Consider the following 20,924-nt stretch of genomic DNA (forward strand, 5'->3'; position numbering starts at 1 on the left):
CATGCCCAACACCCCCACACCGGGCGCCCGCGCCCGAGCCAGGATCGAAGTCACCGCGGCGATCAAGGACGAGGCGCGCAGGCAGCTCGCCGCCGAAGGCGCCCCCAAGCTCTCGCTGCGCGCGGTCGCCCGCGAGCTGGGCATGGTCTCCTCAGCGGTCTACCGCTACTTCCCCAGTCGTGACGACCTGCTGACCGCCCTCATCATCGACGCGTACAACTCCCTCGGTGAGGCAGCCGAGGCGGCGCACGGGTCGGTGGCCGACTCCGGCCCGTTGCGGCGGTGGACCGCCACCTGCGAGGCCGTGCGCGCCTGGGGCCTCGCCCATCCGCACGAGTACGCGCTGATCTACGGCTCCCCCGTGCCCGGCTACACCGCGCCGCAGACCACGATCCCGGCCGCGGGCCGGGTCGGTCTGCTGCTCATCGCCATCGTGCGGGACGCGCACCAGGGACTCGGGGTGGCCAAGCCCCGGCTCGCCGCCGAACTGCGGCCCGAGGCCGTGCGGATGGCCGCCGACCTGGCGCCGGACCTCCCGCCGGAGGTGGTGGCGACCCTCGTGGCGGCCTGGGCGCAGTTGTTCGGGCTCGTGGGGTTCGAGGTGTTCGGGCAGTTCCACCGGATCGTCGAGGACCGCGAGCCCTTCTTCCGGCAGGCGGTGACCGAACTCGCCCACACTGTCGGTCTCGTCTACCCGCAGAAGGGGCGCGCCACGACGCCCCGTCCGGGCAGCGCGACGGCCGGCGAGGGCGGCGAGCCGGGGTCGTGACACGGACCGCGCGCGTACCGCGATCGGCGTTCGGGCGCCCGCACTCGTCCCAGGCTCGGCCGGCACCTCGGTGACCCGCTCTCGCACGCCCCCGGAGCGTGGATCACTGACGCAGGTGACGCGCGGCGAGTACTTCGCCGGGAGTACGTGTGATCACCTCGCCGGGCCGACGCCGCGCGCAGCGGGTCCGGTCTAGCGTGGCGGACATGGAGGAGCAGCGCGTACGTCGGGGCGGACCGCCCCTGTGGTGGCGTCACGGACCGCCGTGGCCAGGTCGCCGGGACGAGGAGCGGCCGGTTCGGTGGCCGTGGCGCTCCACCGTCCTGCTCACCGCCTTCGTACTCGTCGGATCCGACTTCGCGGCGCACGGACAGCAGGGCGAGCGTGCGCTCCTGGACCCCTTCGCCCGGGTGCTGCTGTTGGTCGCCGCGGGGCAGCAGCTGTGGCGGCTGCGCCATCCGGTGCCGGTCGTGTTCGGCACCGCGGCCACCGTCGCCGTCTACCTCGGCGCCGGCTACCCCTACGGCCCGGTGCTGCTGACCGTCGCCGTCGCCTGTTTCAGCGCGATCGTCGCGGGCCGCCGGAAGGCGGCGTGGGCGGCGCTGGGACTGCTGTGGGCGGCACATGTGCTGGTCGCCCACTGGCTCTACCGGTGGCTGCCGCCGTCCGGCGACGAGCCCGCCTCCTGGGGGCAGGAGATCGTGATCGCGACCTGGATCGTGGCGATCGTCGCGCTGTCGGAGCTGGCCAGGACGCGCCGGGAGCAGTGGGCGCGGGAGCGGGCGGAGCGCGCCCGGGCGGCGCGCCGGCGTGCGGACGAGGAACGGCTGCGGATCGCGCGCGAACTGCACGACGTCCTCGCGCACAGCATCTCCGTCATCAACGTGCAGGCCGGCGTCGGCCTCGCCCTGCTGGACACCGACCCGGAGCAGGCACGCACCGCGCTCACCACGATCAAGTCCGCCAGCAAGGAGGCGCTCGGCGAGGTGCGCCAGGTCCTCGACACCCTGCGCACGCCCGGCGAGGCGCCGCGCGCACCGGCGCCAGGCCTGGACCGGTTGCCCGAACTGGTGGAGCAGGCGGCGAGCGCGGGACTCACCGTGGCCGTCGAAGGGACGCCGCCGCGCCTTTCGCCGGGCACGGACCTCGCCGCGTTCCGCATCGTTCAGGAGGCTCTCACCAATGTCGTCCGGCACTCCGGTTCCCGGCACGCGCGCGTGCGCCTGGAGCACGACGCCGGTGCGCTGCGGCTGCGTGTCGACGACGACGGCCCGGCCGGCGGCGCCCACGCGGGCGGGAGCGGAAACGGGCTGGCCGGAATGCGGGAGCGGGCCGCCGCGCTCGGTGGCACGATCGAGGCGGGCCCCCGCCCCGACGGCGGCTTCCGGGTGCTCGCCGTGCTGCCGCTCACCGTGCGGGAGGAGAACCGGTGATCCGCGTACTGCTCGCCGACGACCAGTCGCTGGTCCGCGCCGGCTTCCGGGCGCTGCTCGACGCCCAGCCGGACATCGAGGTGGCCGGGGAGGCCTCCGACGGCGAAGAGGCAGTGCGTGAAGTGCGCGAACTGCGGCCCGACGTGGTGCTGATGGACATCCGGATGCCCGTGCTGGACGGTCTCGCCGCCACACGTCGCATCACCGAGGACGCGAACCTCGCGGAGGTCCGGGTGGTCATGCTGACCACGTTCGAGCTGGACGAGTACGTCTTCGAGGCGATCCGCTCCGGCGCCTCCGGCTTCCTCGTGAAGCACACCGAACCCGACGAACTGCTGCGCGCGGTGCGTGCGGTGGTCGCGGGTGACGCACTGCTGTCACCGGGCGTCACACGCCGGCTGATCGCCGAGTTCGCGGCGCGCTCCAAGGAGCCCGCGCCGGTGGACACCCTGGGTGAACTCACCGACCGGGAACGGGAGGTGATGGCCCTGGTCGGCATCGGCCTGTCCAACGAGGAGATCGCCCGCCGCCTGGTGGTCAGCCCGCTCACCGCGAAGACCCATGTGAGCCGCACGATGGTGAAGCTGGGCGCCCGTGACCGGGCGCAACTGGTCGTCCTGGCCTACGAGTCGGGCCTGGTGCGGCCGGGCTGGCTCGGCTGATCCGAACGCTGGAAGCGGACGAGCACGGCGACCACCCTGGCCAGGAACAGGACCGGCACGAGGACGAGACCGGTGCGGACCAGCACCGTCTCCAGCCCGCGGGGAAGGTCGAAGAGGAGCGCCGGACCGGCCACGGCTCCGAAGACCACCGCCGCCGCGAACGCCGCGCTGCACAGCGCGTACCCGATCTCCACGGTGATCGCGTCCCGATCGGCCTGCGTGCGCCGTCCCCCGTTACCGGTCATCCCGCAAGTGAAACAGGCCGGTGCCCGGCGGAGCAATGGTCCCGCCGGGCACCCACCGGAATCAGGCCCTAGTCGCGGACCGGCACACGTGCGGCATCCGGATCCGCCGTCGCTTCCGCGTCCGTCTCCTTCGCCAGGGACCGCGCGACCACGACCGAGCGTCCCGCGGCAGGGGTGCGCCGCAGGCCCGACAGGGCGATCAGCAGGCCCACGACGGCGATGCCGGTCACCACGATCAGGCCGGGCCGGTAGCTGTCGAGGACGGCCTGCGGTGAGGCGTCGTCGGAGGCGCCCGCGGTCACCACCGCGGTGACCACCGCGAGGAAGATCGCACCGCCGACCTGCACGGACGTGTTGAGCAGTCCGGAGACCATGCCCTGTTCGTGGTCGTCGACGCCGTTGGTGGCCTGGATGTTGAGCGAGGGGAAGACCAGCGCGCAGGCCGCGCCGATCAGCAGCATGCTGGGCAGAACGGCGACGGCGTACACGGGGTCGAGGTCGACGCCGAGGAACAGCGCGTACCCGGCGACCATCAGCGTGAAGCCCACCGCGAGCAGCCGCTGGGTGCCGAACCGGTCGACGATGTCGCCGACCTTCGTCGAGGACACCGCCACCAGCGCGCCCGCGGGCAGGAAGGCGAGCGCGGTGTGCAGCGCGGACCAGCCGAGCAGTGACTGCATGTACAGCGTGACGATGAACTGGAAGCTGACGTAGGACCCGAAGAAGGTCATGGCGCCGAGCTGGGCGCGGATCTGGTTGCCGGAGCGCAGTACGCCGAGCCTGACCAGCGGTCCGGGCGAGCGCCGCTCCACCGCCACGAAGGTGGTCAGGAGCACGGCGACGGCGGCGAAGGACAGCAGGGTGCGGGCGGAGGTCCAGCCGGCCTCGGGGGCCTGGACGACGGTGAAGACCAGCAGCAGCATCGAGGCGGTACCGAGGACGGCGCCGGGGACGTCGTAGCCGTCGTGGTCGCGCTCGCGCGTGCTGCGGGGCAGCAGTTTCAGGCCCGCCACGAGGGCGATCAGGGCGATGGGCGCGGGCAGCAGCATGGTCAGCCGCCAACTCGCCTCGGTGAGCAGGCCGGACAGCACCAGGCCCATCGAGAAGCCGGTGGCCGCGCAGGTCGTGTAGATGGACAGGGCCCGGTTGCGCATGGGGCCCTCGGGAAACGTCGTGGTGATGATCGACAGGCCGGCGGGTGCCGTGAAGGCGGCGCTGAGGCCCTTGATGAAGCGGCTGGCGATGAGCAGCGGGCCGGAGTCGACGAGTCCGCCGAGCAGCGAGGCGAGGGCGAAGACACCGAGGGCCATCAGGAACACCCGGCGCCGGCCCAGCAGGTCGGCGGTGCGGCCGCCGAGCAGGAGCAGACCGCCGTAGCCCAGGATGTAGCCGCTGACGACCCATTGCAGGGACGAAGTGGAAAGGCCGAGGTCGGAGGCGATGGACGGCAGGGCGACGCCGACCATCGACACGTCCAGCGCGTCGAGGAACATCGCGGCGCAGGGCACCAGCAGGGTGCCCCACAACCGAGGGGTCCAGCGTCCCTCGGTCACGGAGGGGGTGAGCGGTGAGGTCATGCCGACCGACGCTGCATGCACATGCATTGAATGCAAGAACATTTAATTCTGACGCAACAATTCTGTTTCTCTGCTACGGTGCGCCCATGGCGGCGAAGAAGGCCGAACAGGCCCTCGTTGAGCAGTGGCGCGGCATCCTGGCGCTGCATGCGCGCACGCAGTGCGAAATCGACCGTGAACTCCACCGACACGGGCTGTGCGCCAGCGACTTCGAGGTCCTGGACGTTCTCGCCGGCGGTGCTTCGGGGGGTCGTGCCTGCGCCTACCGCGTCACGGAGATCTCCGAGCGCGTCCACCTCAGCCAGAGCGCCCTGTCCCGGCTGATCGCACGGCTGGAGAAGGACGGGCTCGTCGAACGCGCGATGTGCGCGGAGGACCGGCGCGGCGTGCGAGTGGCACTCACCGGCAAGGGGCGCGACGTGCATCGCGCGGTGCTGCCGGCGCAGCGGGCGGTACTGACGCGGATGCTGTCCGGCTCGGCCGACTGACGCGTCCGTGGCGGCAGTTCCGGACGGCGACGGAGTGACCGGCACGGTCGGTCGGCTCCGGGCCGACACGGACCGACCCGTTCGTCCGGTCGGCTCCGGGCGAGGGCAGACCGACCGGCCAGTGGGGTCAGCTCCAGACGACGGCCGACTTCTCCCGCCACAAGTCGGCCAGTGAGGTGTCGCCGGTGACCTCGGGGAACGGCCGGCGGTTCCACAGCGAGAGGTAGAGCGCGGCGGCGGGTCCGGTCAGTTCGCAGTCGGCGGCACCCGTGCCGTCGCGCTCCGTGGCCGGTGCTTCGTGGGACAGCCGTACGGTCCACACCGCGGTGTCCGCGTCGTCGGTGTCCGTGGCCCGCACCCGCAGCACGCGGGGTGTCTCGGTGCGCAGCCGGCTCTGGCGGCGGGCGTGGAAGCCCCGCAGCAGTTCGTCGATGCCGTCCACGGCGAAGTCGACGGCGATGTCCTCGCCCGTGCCGCCGAGGGCCGCCTCGGCGTCGAACCGGTGCACGGTCGTCTCGTGCGCCTGCCGCCGGGCCCAGAAGGCGAGCGGTGACGGCGCGGGCAGGAAGTGCCAGCACGGGACGTCGGGTGGCGCGGCGGCGAGGGTGTCGACGAGGCGCCGGTGCCCGTCGCTGAACCAGTTCACGAGGTCGTCGCCGTCGAGGTCGGGACGCTCCTCGCCGGGCCGGTACGACGCGTGGGCCTCGGCGACGAACGCCGTCGCCCAGCGGTGCACCATGCCCGTGTGCCGCAGCAGGTCCCTGACCTGCCAGTCGGGACAGGTCGGCACCTCGGCCCCGGTACCGGCCTCTTCGGCGGCCCGGGCCAGGGCCCGGCCCTCCCGTTCGATGACCCGGACGAAGTCGGCGGTCTGCATGCCGTGAGTGTGCCGCACGGAGCGCGGTCCGGGGGAGGGTGCGTGAGCGTTCCGCCGGAGGCGGGTCAGCGCGACTCCGCCCGCCGGGTGGCGAATCCGACCACCGCCGCGACCGCCGCCAGGACCGCGACACTGGTCAGCGCCACGGGCAGGGAGATCCAGTCGGCCATGAAGCCGATGGCGGGCGGTCCGAGGAGCATCCCCCCGTACCCGAGCGTCGAGGCGACGGCGACGCCGCTCGGACCCGCCAGCGCGCCCGCCCGTTCGATGGCCACGGGGAAGAGGTTGGCGAGGCCGAGGCCCGCGACCCCGAACCCGAGCAACGCGGCCCACAGGGAGTTCGCCAGCGCGCCGAGCAGCATGCCGGCCGCCGCGATCGAGCCGCCCATGACCACCGTGCGCGTGCGGCCGAGGCGTTCGAGGAGCGACGTGCCGGTCAGCCGGCCCACCGTCATGGCCAGGGCGAAGCAGGAGTAGCCCACTGCGGCGGCGCCGGGCGAGGCATCCAGGTCCTGCTCCAGGTGCAGGGCGCCCCAGTCGGCGAGCGCGCCCTCGCCGTAGGCCGTGCACAGGGCGATCAGGCCGAAGACGATCACAAGGCGCCGGGTACGGCCGTCGAGGCGTCGCGGGGCGTGCCGGTCGTAGCGCACCTGTTCCTGCGGCGCAGGCGGGGACCCGCGCAGCAGTGTCGGTCCGGCGAGGGCGGTCACGAGCAGGCCGACGAGGGCCAGCCCGAGCAGATGGCGGGTGGGGGACAGGGACCCCGCGACCAGCGCGCCGAGGCCTGCGCCGACCATGCCGCCCAGGCTGTAGGCGGCGTGGAAGCTGGGCATCACCGGTCGGCGCAGCGCGGTGATCAGGTCGACCGCGGCGCTGTTGAAGGCCACGTTGATGCCGCCGTAGGCCGCGCCGAAGAACAGGAGTACGGCGCCGAGGGCCGCTGCCGAGTGGGTCAGCGGGGGCAGGGCGACGCTCAGGGAGAGCAGGACGGCGCAGACCACGGTCACCGGATGGCTGCCGAAGCGGCGGCAGAGGCGACCGGTGAGCGTCATGGTGACCACCGCGCCGGCCGAGACACCCAGCAGCGCGAGTCCGAGGGTGCTCGCGGAGCTGCCGGTCTGTTCCTTGATGGCGGGGATGCGGACGACCCAGCCCGCGAAGACGAAGCCGTCCAGCGCGAAGAAGGTGGTGAGGGCGATGCGGAGACGGGTGAGGTCGCGGCCCGGCACGGCGCTGTGGATCCGGGATTTGTTTATTAGCGGCACAAAGTCAGGCTAGGTGGGTGACCGGAAGCGGGCAAGGGGTCCGGATTCGCCCGCCCGAGGCAGGGGGAGGGGGACGGGGGTGGCCCCTGGGCTCCCGTCACTCCGCGGCGGTCGGTCGGGGAGAGGTCGCCGCGCGCCGGGCCGACAGCCGCTCACGCAGTCGCTCCGGCGTCCAGTCCTCCGCCACGGCCTGCCACAGCACGTACGCCTGCGAAGCCGGGGCGAGGCCGTCGACCGGCGGGTCCAGGTCGAGGTCGGTCGGAAAGGGGTAGCCCTCCGCGGTGGCGGCGACCACGCGGCGCAGCCAGTCCTCGGAGGCGCCTTCGGCCTTGCGCCGCAGCAGCACCGGGAACAGGGCGTTCGCCATCGCCGCGCGGTCCACCGTCTCCATGGCGCGGCCGAAGGCGGAGGAGATCTGGAGCAGATTGGCCATGCGCCGGACACCGGTCGAGCGGTTGTGCCCGGCGGCGTGGAACAGCGCGGGGTTGAAGAAGGCGGCGTCACCCTTGTCCAGCGGGAGCTGGACGTGGTGGGCGTCGAAGTACTCGACGAATTCCGGGAGCCGCCACGCCAGATAGCCGGGCTCGTACTTCTGCGAGTGCGGCAGGTACAGGGTCGGGCCCGACTCGACGGGCATGTCGCAGTGCGCCACCGCGCCCTGCAGCGTCAGGGCGGGGGACAGCCGGTGCACATGCGCGGGGTAGGCGGCGGCCCGCTCCCGGCTCAGGAAGCCGAGGTGGTAGTCGCGGTGCGCGTTCTGCGCGGTGCCGCCCGGGTTGACCACGTTGACCTGGGAGGTCACCTGGTACGCCGGGCCGAGCCAGGCCTCGGCGACCAGCGCCGCCATGTCGTTCGCGTAGTAGTCCGCGAAGTCCTCCGGTGCCCGCAGAGCCATCTTGTCCAGGGCGCTCCAGACGCGGTCGTTCGCGCCGGGCGGTGCGAAGTGGTCGCCGCGCGCCGTGCCCATGGCGCGCTCCTCGTCGATCAGCGTCCGGAAGGCCGCGGACGCCCGGTCCACGGTCTCGGGCTGGAACGCGCCCTTGAACACGACGATGCCGGGGCCGTCCCACAGGGCCCGGATCAGTTCGCTCTGCACGTTTCGGCGCCCCTGCACAGTCGCCGTCAGGGCGCGGAGCCGGTCGCTGTCGTAGAGCGGAACGTTCTGCTCCACGCGCTCCGCCGAGGGGTGCTCGACGGGGTCGGTGCGCTGTTCGACCAGTGCCCGGAACGCCGTGAGGTCGCAGTCGTCCTCGGTCAGCCAGGTTCGTGATCGCGCGGCAGTGGGAATCATCGCGGCTCCTTCGCAGCCCTCGCCCTGCTGCCAGTCTTCGGAGGCCGAACCCGTCGTTCAAGCCTCGGAAATACATCAAAAAGCCGTCATCGAGACCGGGAACCAGACCGGGAACCAGGTCGGCGGCACCCCTGTCCGACCAGCGGCGCGGTCGCCCGTCAGGCCCGCGTCGCCGGCGGGAACGGCGCGGGTCCGTGGTCACGGTGACCACGGCCCCGCACTCCGTCCTTCCGCCACGACCGGCCCGGACGGCGCGGAAGCCGACCGGCCAGGACCGGCCAGGACCGGCCAGGACCGGCCAGGACCGGCCAGGACCGGCCAGGACCGGCCAGGACCGGCCAGGACCGGCCAGGACCGGTCGCGACCCGCCGGGACCAGCTGGGACCGGCCGGGAGGTCGCCCTGCCGCGACCGGTCCCGACCGGCCGCCGACCTCAGGGGGCGCCCGTCACCCTCCCGGTGAACTCCGGGCCGTCCTGCGGACCTTCCGGGTTGTCGAAGTCGGTCTGCTGGATCCGCGTCGACTCCTCCGGCTCGGTCACCGTGTCCTCGACGGTGGGGACGGAGACCTCCGCGCTCGGCTCGCCCGGTTGGACGTCCGCCCAGAGGTACAGCCATTCGACCTCGGACAACGGCCGCTCCGGCAGCGGAGACCCACCACTGGTCAGGTCCGACAGCCACTGCGGGTCGACGTCCGTGGTGGACAGTTCGGCGCCCCGGCGACCGGCAGGAACGCGAAACCGGCGCTGACGGGCACGTCGGCCACCGCGGACAGCGAGAGGCGCCAGGTCAGCGCCCCTCCCTCGGTGACCCGGTCCGCGACGGGCGTCACGGTGACCGTCGGCTCCGGGTCGTCGTTCCGCACCGTCACACCGCCGCTGTGGGCGCCGACCACGGCGCCCCGCAGCCAGCGGTATTGCGCCGACCCTGCCTTGACGGCGTGTCAGGTGACGCGTACTCGGGCGTCACACCCGGCGCGGGCCACGGAGCGGGGCGCGGTCTTTCCCCGGCCCGTGACCCGCACGGCAGCGGCGAGCCGGTGAAGATCGGCCGAGAAACGACGCGGCGGAGTCCTTGAGCGGGCTCCGCCCCGTACGTTGCGACCAGTGGTCTCTCCTGTCCGGCCCGTCACCCCCGTGCACTGAGAGGTTCCGTGGACATCGACGACACCTCAGGCCCCTCGGGCGCCGCTCCTTGTGGCCCGCTCTCCCGCCGCAGATTCCTCCAGGCCTCGGCCACGGCCACCGCGGTCGCCACCACCGGCGCGGTCGTCGACGCGCCGGCCGCCGTCGCCGCGTCCCGCACGGCCGTCCTCTCCCTCACCGCGGCCACCTGCGGCTCCGCGACCCTCGCGCCCTCCGGCGACCGGCTGGTCGCCGAGGTCCAGAACGTCCTCTGGTCCGTTCCGCGGGCCGGCGGCCCCGCCGTCGCGCTCACCGCGCCCGGCCTCGAACCCACGCGCCCGCAGTTCTCGCCCGACGGCGGCCGCCTCGTCGTGTGCGCCTACCGGGGCGGCGGCTTCCACCTGTGGACCCTGCGGCCGGACGGCACCGGGGTCCGCCGGCTCACGGACGGGCCGTGGGACGACCGGGGCCCCGCCTGGTCGCCGGACGGCACCCGGATCGCGTTCTCGTCCGAGCGCGGCGGTGACACCGTGACCGGCGCCCCGTACCGCATCTGGGTCCTGGACGTGCGCGGCGGAACGCTGACCCGGCTCACCGGGCGCCCCGGCCAGCGGGGACCCGGGCAGGGCGCCGCCTGGGAGGACTTCGACCCGGCCTGGTCGCCGGACGGCGAACGGGTGCTGTTCGTGCGCGCGTCCGCCACCGCGACGGGCGCGCTGCGCGCGACCACCGTCGCGTCCGTCGCCGCCGACGGCTCGGGCCCGGTCGTCACGGAGCACACCGACGACTCCGGCGCCCAGATCATGGCCCCCGCACGCTCGCCGTCCGGCCGCCTCGTCCATCTGCGCACCACCGCCCGGCCCGCCGCGTCCAGCACGCTCGTGGTGGACGGCGAGCCGGTAGCGCTGCGGGGCGACATCCACCCGGTGCCGCCGCGCTGGGCGGACGGCGAGCGGCTGCTGCTCACCGTCGACGGTCGCTTCCGCCTGGTCGACCCGGACGCGCCGGGCACCGGCGAGGACATCCCGTTCACGGCGACGCTGCCCGTGACCCGGCCGCGCTACCGCGGCAAGAGGCACGACTTCGCCGGCACCGGCTCCCGCCCCGTCCGAGCCCTGCACCTGCCGGCCCTGTCGCCGGACGGCCGGAGCGTCGCCTTCGCCGCGCTCAACGCGCTGTGGACCGCGGGCACCTCGGGCGGCCGCCCGCCCCGCAGGGTCGTCCAGGTCCCGCCCACCCGCTACCTGCTGGCGCCGACATGGACGCCGGACGGCAAGGCGCTGGTCTACGCCGACGACCGCGACGGGCTGTTCGCGGTACGCCGCCGTGACCTCGCCTCCGGAGCGGAGACAGTGCTGGCCGAGGGCGGCCGTGTCCTGCCCGCCCTCTCACCCGACGGGGCGCGGCTGGCCTGCCTGGACATGTCCGGCAATCTCGTCGTGCGGGACCTGGCGGACGGCCGGGAACGGATCCTCGCGGCGCCGCTCGGCGCGGGCGGACTGCCCGGCCGGCCCAGCTGGTCGCCCGACGGCCGCCGTCTGGCCCTGTGCGACCGCAACCGCCTCAACGAGCGCTTCCGCGAGGGCTACAACCTCATCCGGGTCGTCGACACGGAGACCACCGCCTCGGCCCTGCACGCCCTCGCGCCGCACACCTCGCTCTCCGACCGCTACGACTCGGGCCCGGCGTGGTCCCCCGACGGCCGGTGGATGGCCGTCGTCGCCGAGTCGGCGCTGTGGCTGCTGCCGGTCCGCCCCGACGGCACCCCCGACGGCGAGCCGCGCAGACTCACCGCCGAACCCGCCGACCACCCGTCCTGGTCCGCCGACTCCCGCACGCTGCTGTACCTGTCCGCGGGCACCCTGCGCCTGATCGACACCGGCAGCGGCAGGACCCGCACCGTCCGTGTCCCGCTGGACTACCGTCGCCCGCGTCCGGCCGACACGGTGGTGCGCGCCGGCCGGTTCTGGGACGGCACAGGCCGGGACGTGCGCGAGGACGTCGACGTCGTCATCCGCGGCGGCCGGATCGCGGAGGTGTCCCGGCACCGGGCCGGCCGCTCGGCCGCACACCGTGTCGACGCCTCCGAGCGCACGGTGATCCCGGGCCTGTGGGACGCCCACACCCACCCCTGGCAGACGCTGTACGGAGGCCGCCAGACCGCGCTCCAGCTCGCCTACGGCATCACGACGGCCGTCTCACTGGGCGGGTTCGCCTACGAGCAGGCACGGGTCCGGGAGGCCGTCGCCGCCGGAGTCCTGACCGGACCCCGGCTGCTGACCACCGGCGAACTGCTCGACGGGGCCCGTGTGGCCTACAGCATGGGCCGCGCCCACCGCACCCCGGAGGGGCTGCGCCGCACCCTGGCGCGCGGGGCCGCCCTGGACTGGGACTTCGTGAAGACGTACGTCCGGGCCCCGGGCTGGGTGATGAAGGAGGCCGCCGACTTCGCCCACGACCGGCTCGGCGTGCCCAGCGGCAGCCATCTGTGCACCCCCGGCGTGCAACTGGGCCAGGACCTGACGACCCATCTGCAGGCCACCCAGCGTCTGGAGGCCGGACGAGCGACCTCCGCCACCGGACGTGCCTGCCAGGACGTGGAGGAGATCTACACGCGCGGCGGCTTCCACCTCGTCGCCACTCCGTTCACCGCCCAGCCCCTGCTCGGCGCCGACCCCGCGCTGGCGGACGACCCGCGCGTCACCACGCTCATGCCACCGTGGGACCGCGAGTTCGTGCGCGAGCAGGCAGGCCGGCCGCCCACCGAGGCCGAACTGGTGACGCTGGACCGGGAGATGAACGTCTACCGGAGGATCCTCGCGGGCGGCGGGCTGGTCGCGCTCGGCACGGACCAGCCGCTCGTCCCGGTCGGGCTGCACCTGCATCTGGCCCTGCGCGCGCTGCACCGGGCCGGACTGTCACCGGCCGAGGCGCTGCGCACGGCCACCGTGCTGCCCGCGCGGGTCTTCGGTGCCGACCGGGATCTCGGCACGGCGGAGGTGGGCAGGCTCGCCGACCTCACGGTGGTGGACGGGGACCCGTTCACCGACTTCGACGACCTGATCCGCACGGCGGCGGTACTCCGCGGCGGCGTCCTGTTCGCACAGGGCGACCTCGTCGACGCCTTCGCGGCCGACGCCCCCCGCGGTGACGCGTCGGGCCGCGCGGTGTCGGCCGAGGACTGGCTCGACGTCGGCCGCCGGCTGCGCCGCGAGGGGTGCTGCGATCCGGAGAGCGGGCACTGAGCCCGCGGCACCGGCCCGCGGACCGGTGGGGCGACGCCGCCCGACCGGTCAGCCGAGAGCCTTGTCCAGGTTGAACGCGGCGCTGATGAGGGCGAGATGGGTGAAGGCCTGCGGGAAGTTGCCCTGCTGCTCGCCCGTGTGACCGATCTCCTCGGCGTACAGGCCCAGATGGTTGGCGTAGGTGAGCATCTTCTCGAAGGCCAGCCGCGCCTCGTCCACCCGGCCCGCGCGGACCATCGCCTCCACGTACCAGAACGAGCAGATCGAGAACGTCCCCTCGTCGCCGTGCAGTCCGTCCGGTGCGGCCAGCGGGTCGTAGCGGTACACCAGGGAGTCGGACACCAGCTCGTGGGTGAGGGCGTCCAGGGTGGACAGCCACTTGGGATCCGTGGGCGCGATGAACCTCGTCAACGGCATCATCAGCAGGGCCGCGTCGAGCACGTCGCCGCCCTCGTACTGGACGAACGCCCTGCGCTCCTCTGACCAGCCGCGCTGCATGATCCGGCGGTAGATCTTGTCGCGGGCCTCCTGCCAGCGGGCCAGGTCGGCGGGCAGTCCGCGCCGGTTGGCCATCCTGATGGCCCGTTCGATCGCCACCCAGCACATCAGCCGCGAGTACAGGAAGTTCTTGCGTCCGCCGCGGGTCTCCCAGATCCCCTCGTCCGGCTGGTCCCAGTGCTCGCAGACCCAGTGGACGAGCCCGCAGACGTCGTCCCACTGAGCGCTGGAGATCGGCTGGGCCCACTTGTCGTACAGGTAGATCGAATCGATGAGCGCGCCGTAGATGTCGAGCTGGAGCTGCTCGGCGGCGCCGTTGCCGACCCGTACCGGTGCGGAGCCCTCGTAGCCCTCCAGATGGCGCAGCTCGCACTCGGGCAGGTCGGTGCGGCCGTCGATGCCGTACATGATCTGCAGCGGACCGGAGCGACAGCCGTCACCCGGCGTGATGTGCCGGGAGACGAACTGCATGAACGCCTCGGCCTCGCTGGTGAAACCGAGCCGCAGCAGCGCGTACACGCAGAACGCCGCGTCGCGCACCCACACGTACCGGTAGTCCCAGTTGCGTTCCCCGCCGAGCTGCTCGGGCAGGCTCGTCGTCGGGGCCGCCACGATGGCGCCGGTCGGCGCGTAGGTGAGCAGCTTCAGGGTGAGCGCGGAGCGGTGCACCATCTCGCGCCAGCGGCCCCGGTACTTCGACGCGGACAGCCACCGCCGCCAGTAGGCGACCGTCTTGCCGAACTGCTCCTCCGCCTCCAGTCCCGGACACCGGCGCGGTACCACGTCACCTCCGACCTGGTCCATGGCGAACACGGCCGACTCGCCCTCGGCGAGCTTGAAGTCCGCTCGCACGTCGGCCCCGTCCGCCTCCATCGTCACCGTGGAGGTCAGCGCCAGCTTCGAGGTGGCGCAGTCGAAGATCGCCACGTCGCCGAGCAGGCGCAGGGTGTGCTGCTGGGTGCCGTAGTCGAACCTCGGTGCCACCCGTGCGCGGAAGGGGAGGGAACCGCGCACGCACAGCACACGCCGGATCAGCCGGTGCCGCTGTACCTCGGCGGACTCGCCGCTGATCGGCATGAAGTCCTGCACCTCGCCCACACCCTCGTCGGTGAAGAACCGGGTGATCAGGACGTTGGTGTCGGGGAAGTAGAACTGTTTGGTCCGCCCGGGCAGGGTCGCGGCCAGTTCGAAGCAGCCGCCCCGCTCCGCGTCCAGGATCGAGGCGAACACACTCGGCGCGTCGAAGGACGGACAGCAGTACCAGTCGATCGTGCCGTCGGTGGCCACCAGAGCCACGCTCTGGAGATCGCCGATCAGTCCGTGCTCCGCGATCGGGATGTACCGGTTGCGCCCGGGGCCCTCGCTCGTCGATGTATGCGACGTATCGGCCATCGCAGCCTCCCTCGCCGGTCAGCAAGCGCCCTTCCAGCTTAGGCGCGATCGCGCAGGTGGGCGCCGGGAAGCCGGGCCGGGTGATCAGACGGCCATGACGCGGACGCCCGCATCCTCGAACCGGCGCACCGTGTCCTCGTCCACGGCGGTGTCGGTGACCAGCGTGTGCAGCGTGCCGGTGTCGCAGATCCGGGCGAACGCCCTGCGGCCCAGCTTGCTGGAGTCCGCGGCGACGATCACGCGTGCGGCGCGCTCGCACAGCCGCCGGTTGATCGCCGCCTCCGCCTCGTCGTGCGCCGCCGCGCCGTGCACGACGTCCAGGGCGACGACACCCAGCACCGCCACGTCCAGGGCGATCCGGTCGAGCACGCCCTCGGCCAGCGGACCGACCAGCTCGTAGGACTGGGCCCGGGCCACCCCGCCCGTGACCACGATCTTGAACTGGGGCCGTACGGCCAGTTCGTTGGCGATGTTGAGCGCGTTGGTGACGACGGTGAGCGGGGGCGGTCCGGCGGCGAGGTCGCCCCGCACCGCCAGGGCCCGGGCCACCTCCGTGGTGGTCGTGCCGCCGGTCAGGCCGACCGCCTCGCCGGGCGCGACGAGACCGGCCACCGCCGCCGCGATGCGCAGCTTCTCGGAGGCCTGGCGGGCCGTCTTGTAGCGCAGCGGCAGTTCGTACGACACGCCGTGTGCCACCGCGCCGCCCCGGGTGCGGACGAGCATCTGCTGCTCGGCGAGCGCGTCGAAGTCCCGGCGGATCGTCGCGGCGGAGACACCCAGCTCGCCGGCCGCCTGCTCGACGTCCAGCCGGCCGCGTTCGACGAGCAGTTCCAGCAGCGCCTTCCAGCGGGCGTCGCGCGACATCCGCACCCTTTCCGTCCGTTCCTGGCCCTGCCGCGACCCTAGCGCATCCGATTCCGAGCAGGATGCTTGATGCTGCTCGAAAGGACGCGCTATCTTGCAACAGTAAGCATGAGTGGGGAGGCCCGCATGACTGATGCCGAGGACGAGCTGCACAGCCAGCCGGAGTGCTGGACCCGCGCCGCGGCGCAGGCCGCGCGGCACCGGGGAGTGCTGCCGGCACCGGGGGAGCGCGTCGCCGTCGTCGGCTGCGGCACCTCGTACTTCATGGCGCAGGCCGCGGCGGCGCTGCGCGAGGACGCGAAGCAGGGCGAGACGGACGCCTTCGCCGCCTCGGAGTTCCCCGCCGGCCGCCGCTACGACCGGGTCGTCGCGCTGACCCGCTCCGGCACCACCACCGAGGTGCTCGACCTGCTCGGGAAGCTGCGCGGTGCCACCCGGACCACCGCGATCACCGCCGACCCGAGCACCCCCGTGGCCGACGCCGCCCAGGACGTCGTCGTGCTCGACTTCGCGGACGAACGCTCGGTCGTGCAGACGCGGTTCGCGACCACCGCGCTCACCCTGCTCCGGGCCCATCTCGGCCTGCACTCCGACACCGTCGTGACGGACGGCCGCGCCGCGCTCGCCGCCGACCTGCCCGAAGACCTCGTCGACCGCGGCCAGTTCACCTTCCTGGGCCGCGGCTGGACCGTCGGCCTGGCCCACGAAGCCGCTCTGAAGATGCGCGAGGCGGCCCAGGCCTGGACCGAGTCCTACCCGGCCATGGAGTACCGGCACGGCCCCATCAGCATCGCCGACGGATCCACCGCGACCTGGATGCTCGGCGCGGCACCGCAGGGGCTGGCCGAACAGGTGCGGGCCACCGGCGCCCGATGGGTGGCGGGCGGTCTCGACCCCCTCGCCGAACTGGTCCGGGTGCAGCGGCTCGCGGTCGCCGTCGCCGCGGCCCGCGGACTGGACGCCGACCGGCCGCGCCACCTCACGCGCTCGGTGATCCTCTGACGCCGCGGGCCGGTCCGGCACCGCCCCGGCGCCCGTCACTCGGCCCCGGCCGATCCACCGGACCGGCCCCAGCCCGCAAGGAGCAGCCGTGCCCCTCGTGACCACCGGCGAACTCGTCCGCCGCGCCGCCGCCGCGCACGGCGCCGTGGCCGCCTTCAACATCATCACCCTGGAGCACGTCGAGGCCGTCGTCGCGGGCGCCGAGTCCGTCGGCTGCCCCGTCGTCCTCCAGGTCAGCGAGAACGCCGTCCGGTTCCGCCACGGACGGCTCCTTCCGCTGGCCCGCGCGGCCGCCGCCGCGGCGGAACGGGCCGCCGTACCGGTCGCGTTGCACCTCGATCACGTGCAGAGCGACCAGCTTCTGCGGCAGGCCGGGTCCGCCGGGTTCAGCTCCGTGATGTACGACGCGTCCCGGCTGCCGTACCAGGAGAACCTCGCGGCGACCGGGGCCGCCGCCGACTGGGCGCACTCCCAGGGGCTGTGGATCGAGGCCGAGCTGGGCGAGGTCGGCGGCAAGGACGGACGGCCGCCACTGGACGCCCACGCGCCCGGCGCGCGTACGGACCCCGCCCGGGCGCGCGCCTTCGTCGCCGACTCGGGGGTCGACGCCCTGGCCGTGGCCATCGGCAGCTCGCACGCCATGACCACCCGCACCGCCGCCCTCGACCACGACCTCCTCAAGCGCCTGTCCGCCGGCCTGGACGTCCCCCTGGTCCTGCACGGCTCGTCCGGCGTTCCGGACGACGAACTGACGGCGGCGGTCGCGGGCGGCATCACCAAGGTCAACGTCGGTACCGCCCTCAACGTCGCCATGACCGGCGCGATCCGGGAGTTCCTCACCGCCCACCCCGAGGCGGTCGACCCCCGCACCTACCTCGGCGTCGGCCGGGAGGAGATGGCCCGGGCCGTCGCGCGGACCATCCGCACGCTGCTCCGGCCGGCTAGCGCTTGACCGCCTTCAGGACCACGAACTTCGGATCACTGGCGACCAGCCTGCTGTTGCCGAACAGCCGCCGCAGCTTCACGTGGTACCCGAGGTGGCGGTTGCCGATCACCCAGAGCTCGCCGCCCGGACGCAGCGTCCGGCGCGCACCGGTGAACATCCGCCACGCCGTGGCGTCGGTGGTCGCCTGGTGCGCATGGAACGGCGGATTGTTCAGGACCAGGTCGACACTGCCGGACGGCACCCCGGCCAGCCCGTCGCCGACCCGGAACTCGGCGTGCCCGGGCACGCCGTTCGCCCGGTACGTCGCCTCCGCCGACGCCGCGGCCTGGAACGACTCGTCGACGAACAGCACCTCGGCGTCGGGGTTGGCGAGCGCCACCGCCGTACCGACGACACCGTTTCCGCAGCCCAGGTCCACCACCCGGCGTGAGCCGCGGGTGTCCGGCAGATGCTTCAGCAGGAAACGGGTCCCGATGTCCAGCCGGTCGGCGCAGAAGACGCCCGCGTGGTTGACGACCGTGTGCCCCGACACCGGACCGATGTCGCCGGGCAGCGCGTAGCTGTACGGCCACGGGTTGGCCGACCGGGCCAGCGACGGGTCCGGCGTGCAGTGGATCAGCCGGGCCTTCCGCTCGGCGAGCGAGGTGCGGGTCGGCCCGAGGATCCGCTCGAACAGGTTCAGCGTCGAGGTGTGGATCTCCTTCACCATGCCGGTGCCGACGACGACCGTGCCCTCGTGCACCGCGGGCGCCAGCCGCATCAGCTGGTCCTCCAGCAGGGCGAGGCTCTTGGGCACCCGCACCAGCAGCACGTCCACCCGGTCGGGCGGCGGATCCTGGGTGGTGAGCAGGCGCACCGTGCCCGGTCCGACGCCGTTGCGGGCGAGATTCGCGTGGGTCGCCTCCTGCGTCAGGTACGAGTCCGTGATCTGCACCGGACCGTGCGTGGCCAGCGCGGTCGCCAGCGCGCCCCAGCGGTCGCCGAGCACGACGACCGTCCCGGTCAACGGCACCCCCTCGTCGGCGAGGTGCCGCAGCAGGTAGTCGTCGGAGGCGTCCCAGGCACGCAGGCGGTCACGGGGGTCCTCGGGAAAGCGAGCCAGCGCGAGCTCGCCCCACGGCGTCGTCATACGGTCGTTCATCGTGCCGCCAAGGCTAGCCGAGCCGCAGTTCAGGGCGGGTGCGGGAGGATGGACGGCATGGGCGGTACGAACGGCGCGACGGGCAAGAGCGGCGAGAACGGCTTGAACGGCATGAACGCCGAGCTGTTCCCCCGGGAGCGTGCGCGGATCGCGCCGGGCGCGGTGCACCTGCCGGACTGGCTCGACGCGCACGGCCAGCGCGAGCTGCTGAACGCGTGCCGCGACTGGGCCCGGCCACCCGCCGGACTGCGGACGGTCCGCACACCCGGCGGCGGCACGATGACCGCCCGCCAGGTCTGCCTCGGCCGGCACTGGTACCCGTACGCCTACGCCGGTACGGCCGTGGACGGCGACGGCGCCCCCGTGAAGCCGTTCCCCGCCTGGCTGGGCGAGCTGGGCCGGCGCGCGGTGACCGACGCCCTGGGCGCGCCGGCCGCCGAGGACGCCGGGTACGACATCGCGCTGATCAACTTCTACGACGGCGACGCCCACATGGGCATGCACCGCGACAGCGACGAGAGGTCACCCGCTCCCGTCGTCTCGCTGAGCCTGGGCGACACATGTGTCTTCCGGTTCGGCAACACCGAGACCCGCGCCCGGCCCTACACGGACGTCGAACTGCGCAGCGGCGACCTGTTCGTGTTCGGCGGCCCGTCGCGGTCGGCCTATCACGGGGTGCCGCGGGTGCATCCGGGCACCGCGCCGTCCTGGCTCGGCCTGACCGGGCGGCTGAACGTCACGTTGCGGGTGGGCGGCTTCGACGACCCGGGTGCGACGAGCGGTTGAGCGGATCATGGGAGACTCGCCCTCATGAGCGGCAAGGCGGACCCCCGGACGGCGGGGGATGGGACCACCTCCAGGACGCGGCTTGACCGGGGGCGCGGCGCGCTCGGACCCGCGTTGGAGCTCGTGCACACCGGGCGTGCCCCGACCCGTGCCGTGCTCACCGCCGAACTCGGCGTCACCCGGGCCACGGCCGGCGCGGTGGCCGCGGAGCTGGAGGCGCTGGGCCTGATCCGGGTCGACGCCAGGCCCGGCGCCGCCGCAGGATCCCAGGGCCGCCCCTCGCACCGGCTCGAACTCGCCGAGGAAGGGCCGGTGGCGCTCGCCGCCCAGGTGCACGCCGACGGGTTCCGGGCGGCCCTGGTCGGCCTCGGCGGCCGGATCGTGGCGACCGCGCCCGGCTGCGAGGCCGTCGACGCCGACCCGGCGAAGGTGCTCGGCTCCGTCGTGGAGGCCGGCGCCGAACTGCTGCGCGAGACCGGGCGCCGGTGCGTGGGCGCCGGGCTCGCCGTGCCGTCGGCGGTCGCCGAGCCGGAGGGCCTGGCGCTGAATCCGCTGCACCTGGCGTGGCCGCCGGGCGCGCCCGTACGGGAGATCTTCGCGGAGTGCGTGCGTACCGCCGGCATCACGGGGCCCGCGTTCGCGGCCAACGATGTCAACCTGGCCGCGCTCGCCGAGCACCGGCACGGCGCCGGGCGCGGCGCCCGCGACCTGCTGTGCGTGGCCACCGGGCACCGGGGGGTCGGCGGCGCGCTGGTGCTCGACGGACGGCTGCACACGGGCAGTTCGGGCCTGGCGCTCGAAGTCGGCCACCTCACCGTCAACCCCGAGGGCCGTCCCTGCCACTGCGGCAGCCGCGGCTGCCTCGACGTCGAGGCCGACCCGCTGGCCTTCCTCACGACGGCGGACCGCGTGCCGGGCCCCGAGGTCTCGTTGCTCCAGCAGGCCAACGACCTGATCCGGCACGAGTACGCCGACCCGGCCGTACGCACCGCCGTCGAGGCCCTCATCGATCGCCTGGGCCTGGGGCTGGCCGGTCTGGTCAACATCCTCAACCCCGACCGGATCATCCTCGGCGGCCTGCACCGCACCCTGCTGGACGCGAACCCCGACCGGCTGCGCGCGGTCGTCGCCGACCGCAGCCTGTGGGGCCGCAGCGGCGGAGTCCCCATCCTGGCCTGCTCCCTGGACCACAACAGCCTGGTCGGCGCGGCGGAGTTGGCGTGGCAGCCGGTGCTGGACGATCCGCTGGCAGCACTGACCCCACGCTGAGGATCACGGCTCCCAGGGCCGCGCCCTCGCCGGGCACGGGGCCGGTGCGCG

19 protein-coding genes are annotated in these 20,924 nt (G+C 73.6%); 9 read left to right on the forward strand and 10 right to left on the reverse strand.

Features of this window, described 5'->3' with window-relative positions; all coding sequences use genetic code 11:
• The first annotated feature begins 1 nt into the window (after nt 1).
• From DN051_RS33625 to DN051_RS33635, 3 genes are all read left to right on the forward strand, one after another.
• On the forward strand, nt 2-769 hold the full coding sequence (locus DN051_RS33625; RefSeq protein ID WP_112440431.1) for a TetR/AcrR family transcriptional regulator: 768 nt from the start codon (nt 2-4) through the stop codon (nt 767-769).
• Between the two features lie 206 nt (nt 770-975).
• Nucleotides 976-2,202: a sensor histidine kinase gene (locus tag DN051_RS33630; RefSeq protein WP_112440433.1), complete on the forward strand. Its 1,227-nt coding sequence runs from the start codon at nt 976-978 to the stop codon at nt 2,200-2,202.
• The gene (locus DN051_RS33635; protein ID WP_053757507.1) at nt 2,199-2,864 is read left to right on the forward strand and encodes a response regulator transcription factor; all 666 of its coding nucleotides are present in this window, start codon (nt 2,199-2,201) and stop codon (nt 2,862-2,864) included. The genes DN051_RS33630 and DN051_RS33635 overlap by 4 nt, the downstream gene beginning before the upstream one ends.
• Here DN051_RS33635 and DN051_RS33640 read toward each other — a convergent pair.
• Nucleotides 2,825-3,109, reverse strand: coding sequence for a DUF6332 family protein (locus DN051_RS33640; protein WP_053757506.1), 285 nt, complete (start codon nt 3,107-3,109; stop codon nt 2,825-2,827). The genes DN051_RS33635 and DN051_RS33640 overlap by 40 nt on opposite strands.
• 68 nt (nt 3,110-3,177) lie before the next feature.
• Nucleotides 3,178-4,686, reverse strand: coding sequence for an MFS transporter (locus DN051_RS33645; RefSeq protein WP_112442588.1), 1,509 nt, complete (start codon nt 4,684-4,686; stop codon nt 3,178-3,180).
• Between the two features lie 86 nt (nt 4,687-4,772).
• Between DN051_RS33645 and DN051_RS33650 the strand changes: the two genes are divergently transcribed.
• Entirely contained in the window at nt 4,773-5,174 is a 402-nt protein-coding gene (locus DN051_RS33650; RefSeq protein ID WP_053757504.1) for a MarR family winged helix-turn-helix transcriptional regulator, read from the forward strand.
• A gap of 127 nt (nt 5,175-5,301) precedes the next feature.
• On the opposite strand, the gene DN051_RS33655 is transcribed toward DN051_RS33650, so the two are convergent.
• The 5 genes from DN051_RS33655 to DN051_RS33675 all read right to left on the reverse strand — a co-directional run bounded on the left by DN051_RS33655 (nt 5,302) and on the right by DN051_RS33675 (nt 9,477).
• A complete protein-coding gene (locus DN051_RS33655; protein WP_112442590.1) occupies nt 5,302-6,051 on the reverse strand; it encodes a maleylpyruvate isomerase family mycothiol-dependent enzyme in 750 nt (249 codons plus the stop codon).
• Nucleotides 6,052-6,116: 65 nt separating this feature from the next.
• Complete coding sequence (locus DN051_RS33660; RefSeq protein WP_425471687.1) at nt 6,117-7,316, reverse strand: MFS transporter; 1,200 nt, start codon at nt 7,314-7,316, stop codon at nt 6,117-6,119.
• A 97-nt stretch (nt 7,317-7,413) separates the two neighbouring features.
• Nucleotides 7,414-8,607 carry a phytanoyl-CoA dioxygenase family protein gene (locus tag DN051_RS33665; protein ID WP_112440437.1) on the reverse strand — a complete coding sequence of 398 codons (1,194 nt, stop codon included), beginning with the start codon at nt 8,605-8,607 and terminating at the stop codon, nt 7,414-7,416.
• A gap of 433 nt (nt 8,608-9,040) precedes the next feature.
• Entirely contained in the window at nt 9,041-9,238 is a 198-nt protein-coding gene (locus tag DN051_RS33670; RefSeq protein WP_112440439.1) for a hypothetical protein, read from the reverse strand.
• A 32-nt stretch (nt 9,239-9,270) separates the two neighbouring features.
• Entirely contained in the window at nt 9,271-9,477 is a 207-nt protein-coding gene (locus DN051_RS33675) for a hypothetical protein (RefSeq protein WP_162625022.1), read from the reverse strand.
• A 282-nt stretch (nt 9,478-9,759) separates the two neighbouring features.
• Between DN051_RS33675 and DN051_RS33680 the strand changes: the two genes are divergently transcribed.
• Nucleotides 9,760-12,975: an amidohydrolase family protein gene (locus DN051_RS33680; protein ID WP_112440443.1), complete on the forward strand. Its 3,216-nt coding sequence runs from the start codon at nt 9,760-9,762 to the stop codon at nt 12,973-12,975.
• A 48-nt stretch (nt 12,976-13,023) separates the two neighbouring features.
• Here the strand turns inward: DN051_RS33680 and DN051_RS33685 are convergent, their stop codons facing one another.
• Together DN051_RS33685 and DN051_RS33690 are read right to left on the reverse strand one after the other, a co-directional pair.
• Nucleotides 13,024-14,865, reverse strand: coding sequence for a glycoside hydrolase family 15 protein (locus DN051_RS33685; protein WP_053757498.1), 1,842 nt, complete (start codon nt 14,863-14,865; stop codon nt 13,024-13,026).
• Between the two features lie 84 nt (nt 14,866-14,949).
• Complete coding sequence (locus tag DN051_RS33690; protein ID WP_053757497.1) at nt 14,950-15,729, reverse strand: DeoR/GlpR family DNA-binding transcription regulator; 780 nt, start codon at nt 15,727-15,729, stop codon at nt 14,950-14,952.
• Between the two features lie 126 nt (nt 15,730-15,855).
• On the opposite strand from DN051_RS33690, the gene DN051_RS33695 reads away from it, so the two are divergent.
• Nucleotides 15,856-16,731: an SIS domain-containing protein gene (locus DN051_RS33695; RefSeq protein ID WP_112440445.1), complete on the forward strand. Its 876-nt coding sequence runs from the start codon at nt 15,856-15,858 to the stop codon at nt 16,729-16,731.
• A gap of 88 nt (nt 16,732-16,819) precedes the next feature.
• Complete coding sequence (locus tag DN051_RS33700; protein WP_053757495.1) at nt 16,820-17,683, forward strand: class II fructose-bisphosphate aldolase; 864 nt, start codon at nt 16,820-16,822, stop codon at nt 17,681-17,683.
• Here DN051_RS33700 and DN051_RS33705 read toward each other — a convergent pair.
• Nucleotides 17,673-18,806 (reverse strand): methyltransferase, encoded by a 1,134-nt coding sequence (locus tag DN051_RS33705; protein WP_053757494.1) that lies wholly within the window; start codon nt 18,804-18,806, stop codon nt 17,673-17,675. The two genes, DN051_RS33700 and DN051_RS33705, sit on opposite strands and share 11 nt — an antisense overlap.
• Nucleotides 18,807-18,929: 123 nt before the next feature.
• Between DN051_RS33705 and DN051_RS33710 the strand changes: the two genes are divergently transcribed.
• Nucleotides 18,930-19,604: an alpha-ketoglutarate-dependent dioxygenase AlkB family protein gene (locus tag DN051_RS33710; protein ID WP_112442592.1), complete on the forward strand. Its 675-nt coding sequence runs from the start codon at nt 18,930-18,932 to the stop codon at nt 19,602-19,604.
• A 24-nt stretch (nt 19,605-19,628) separates the two neighbouring features.
• On the forward strand, nt 19,629-20,873 hold the full coding sequence (locus DN051_RS33715; protein ID WP_112440447.1) for an ROK family protein: 1,245 nt from the start codon (nt 19,629-19,631) through the stop codon (nt 20,871-20,873).
• The last annotated feature ends 51 nt before the right edge of the window (nt 20,874-20,924 follow it).

Source organism: Streptomyces cadmiisoli, from assembly GCF_003261055.1.
Lineage (GTDB): Bacteria > Actinomycetota > Actinomycetes > Streptomycetales > Streptomycetaceae > Streptomyces > Streptomyces cadmiisoli.

Coding starts and splice junctions, on each gene's coding strand:
- DN051_RS33690 (WP_053757497.1), bottom strand. CDS start 15,729: ATGTCGCGCGACGCCCGCTGGAAGGCGCTGCTGGAACTGCTCGTCGAA.
- DN051_RS33640 (WP_053757506.1), bottom strand. CDS start 3,109: ATGACCGGTAACGGGGGACGGCGCACGCAGGCCGATCGGGACGCGATC.
- DN051_RS33705 (WP_053757494.1), bottom strand. CDS start 18,806: ATGACGACGCCGTGGGGCGAGCTCGCGCTGGCTCGCTTTCCCGAGGAC.
- DN051_RS33710 (WP_112442592.1), top strand. CDS start 18,930: ATGAACGCCGAGCTGTTCCCCCGGGAGCGTGCGCGGATCGCGCCGGGC.
- DN051_RS33655 (WP_112442590.1), bottom strand. CDS start 6,051: ATGCAGACCGCCGACTTCGTCCGGGTCATCGAACGGGAGGGCCGGGCC.
- DN051_RS33650 (WP_053757504.1), top strand. CDS start 4,773: ATGGCGGCGAAGAAGGCCGAACAGGCCCTCGTTGAGCAGTGGCGCGGC.
- DN051_RS33695 (WP_112440445.1), top strand. CDS start 15,856: ATGACTGATGCCGAGGACGAGCTGCACAGCCAGCCGGAGTGCTGGACC.
- DN051_RS33630 (WP_112440433.1), top strand. CDS start 976: ATGGAGGAGCAGCGCGTACGTCGGGGCGGACCGCCCCTGTGGTGGCGT.
- DN051_RS33645 (WP_112442588.1), bottom strand. CDS start 4,686: ATGACCTCACCGCTCACCCCCTCCGTGACCGAGGGACGCTGGACCCCT.
- DN051_RS33715 (WP_112440447.1), top strand. CDS start 19,629: ATGAGCGGCAAGGCGGACCCCCGGACGGCGGGGGATGGGACCACCTCC.
- DN051_RS33685 (WP_053757498.1), bottom strand. CDS start 14,865: ATGGCCGATACGTCGCATACATCGACGAGCGAGGGCCCCGGGCGCAAC.
- DN051_RS33665 (WP_112440437.1), bottom strand. CDS start 8,607: ATGATTCCCACTGCCGCGCGATCACGAACCTGGCTGACCGAGGACGAC.
- DN051_RS33625 (WP_112440431.1), top strand. CDS start 2: ATGCCCAACACCCCCACACCGGGCGCCCGCGCCCGAGCCAGGATCGAA.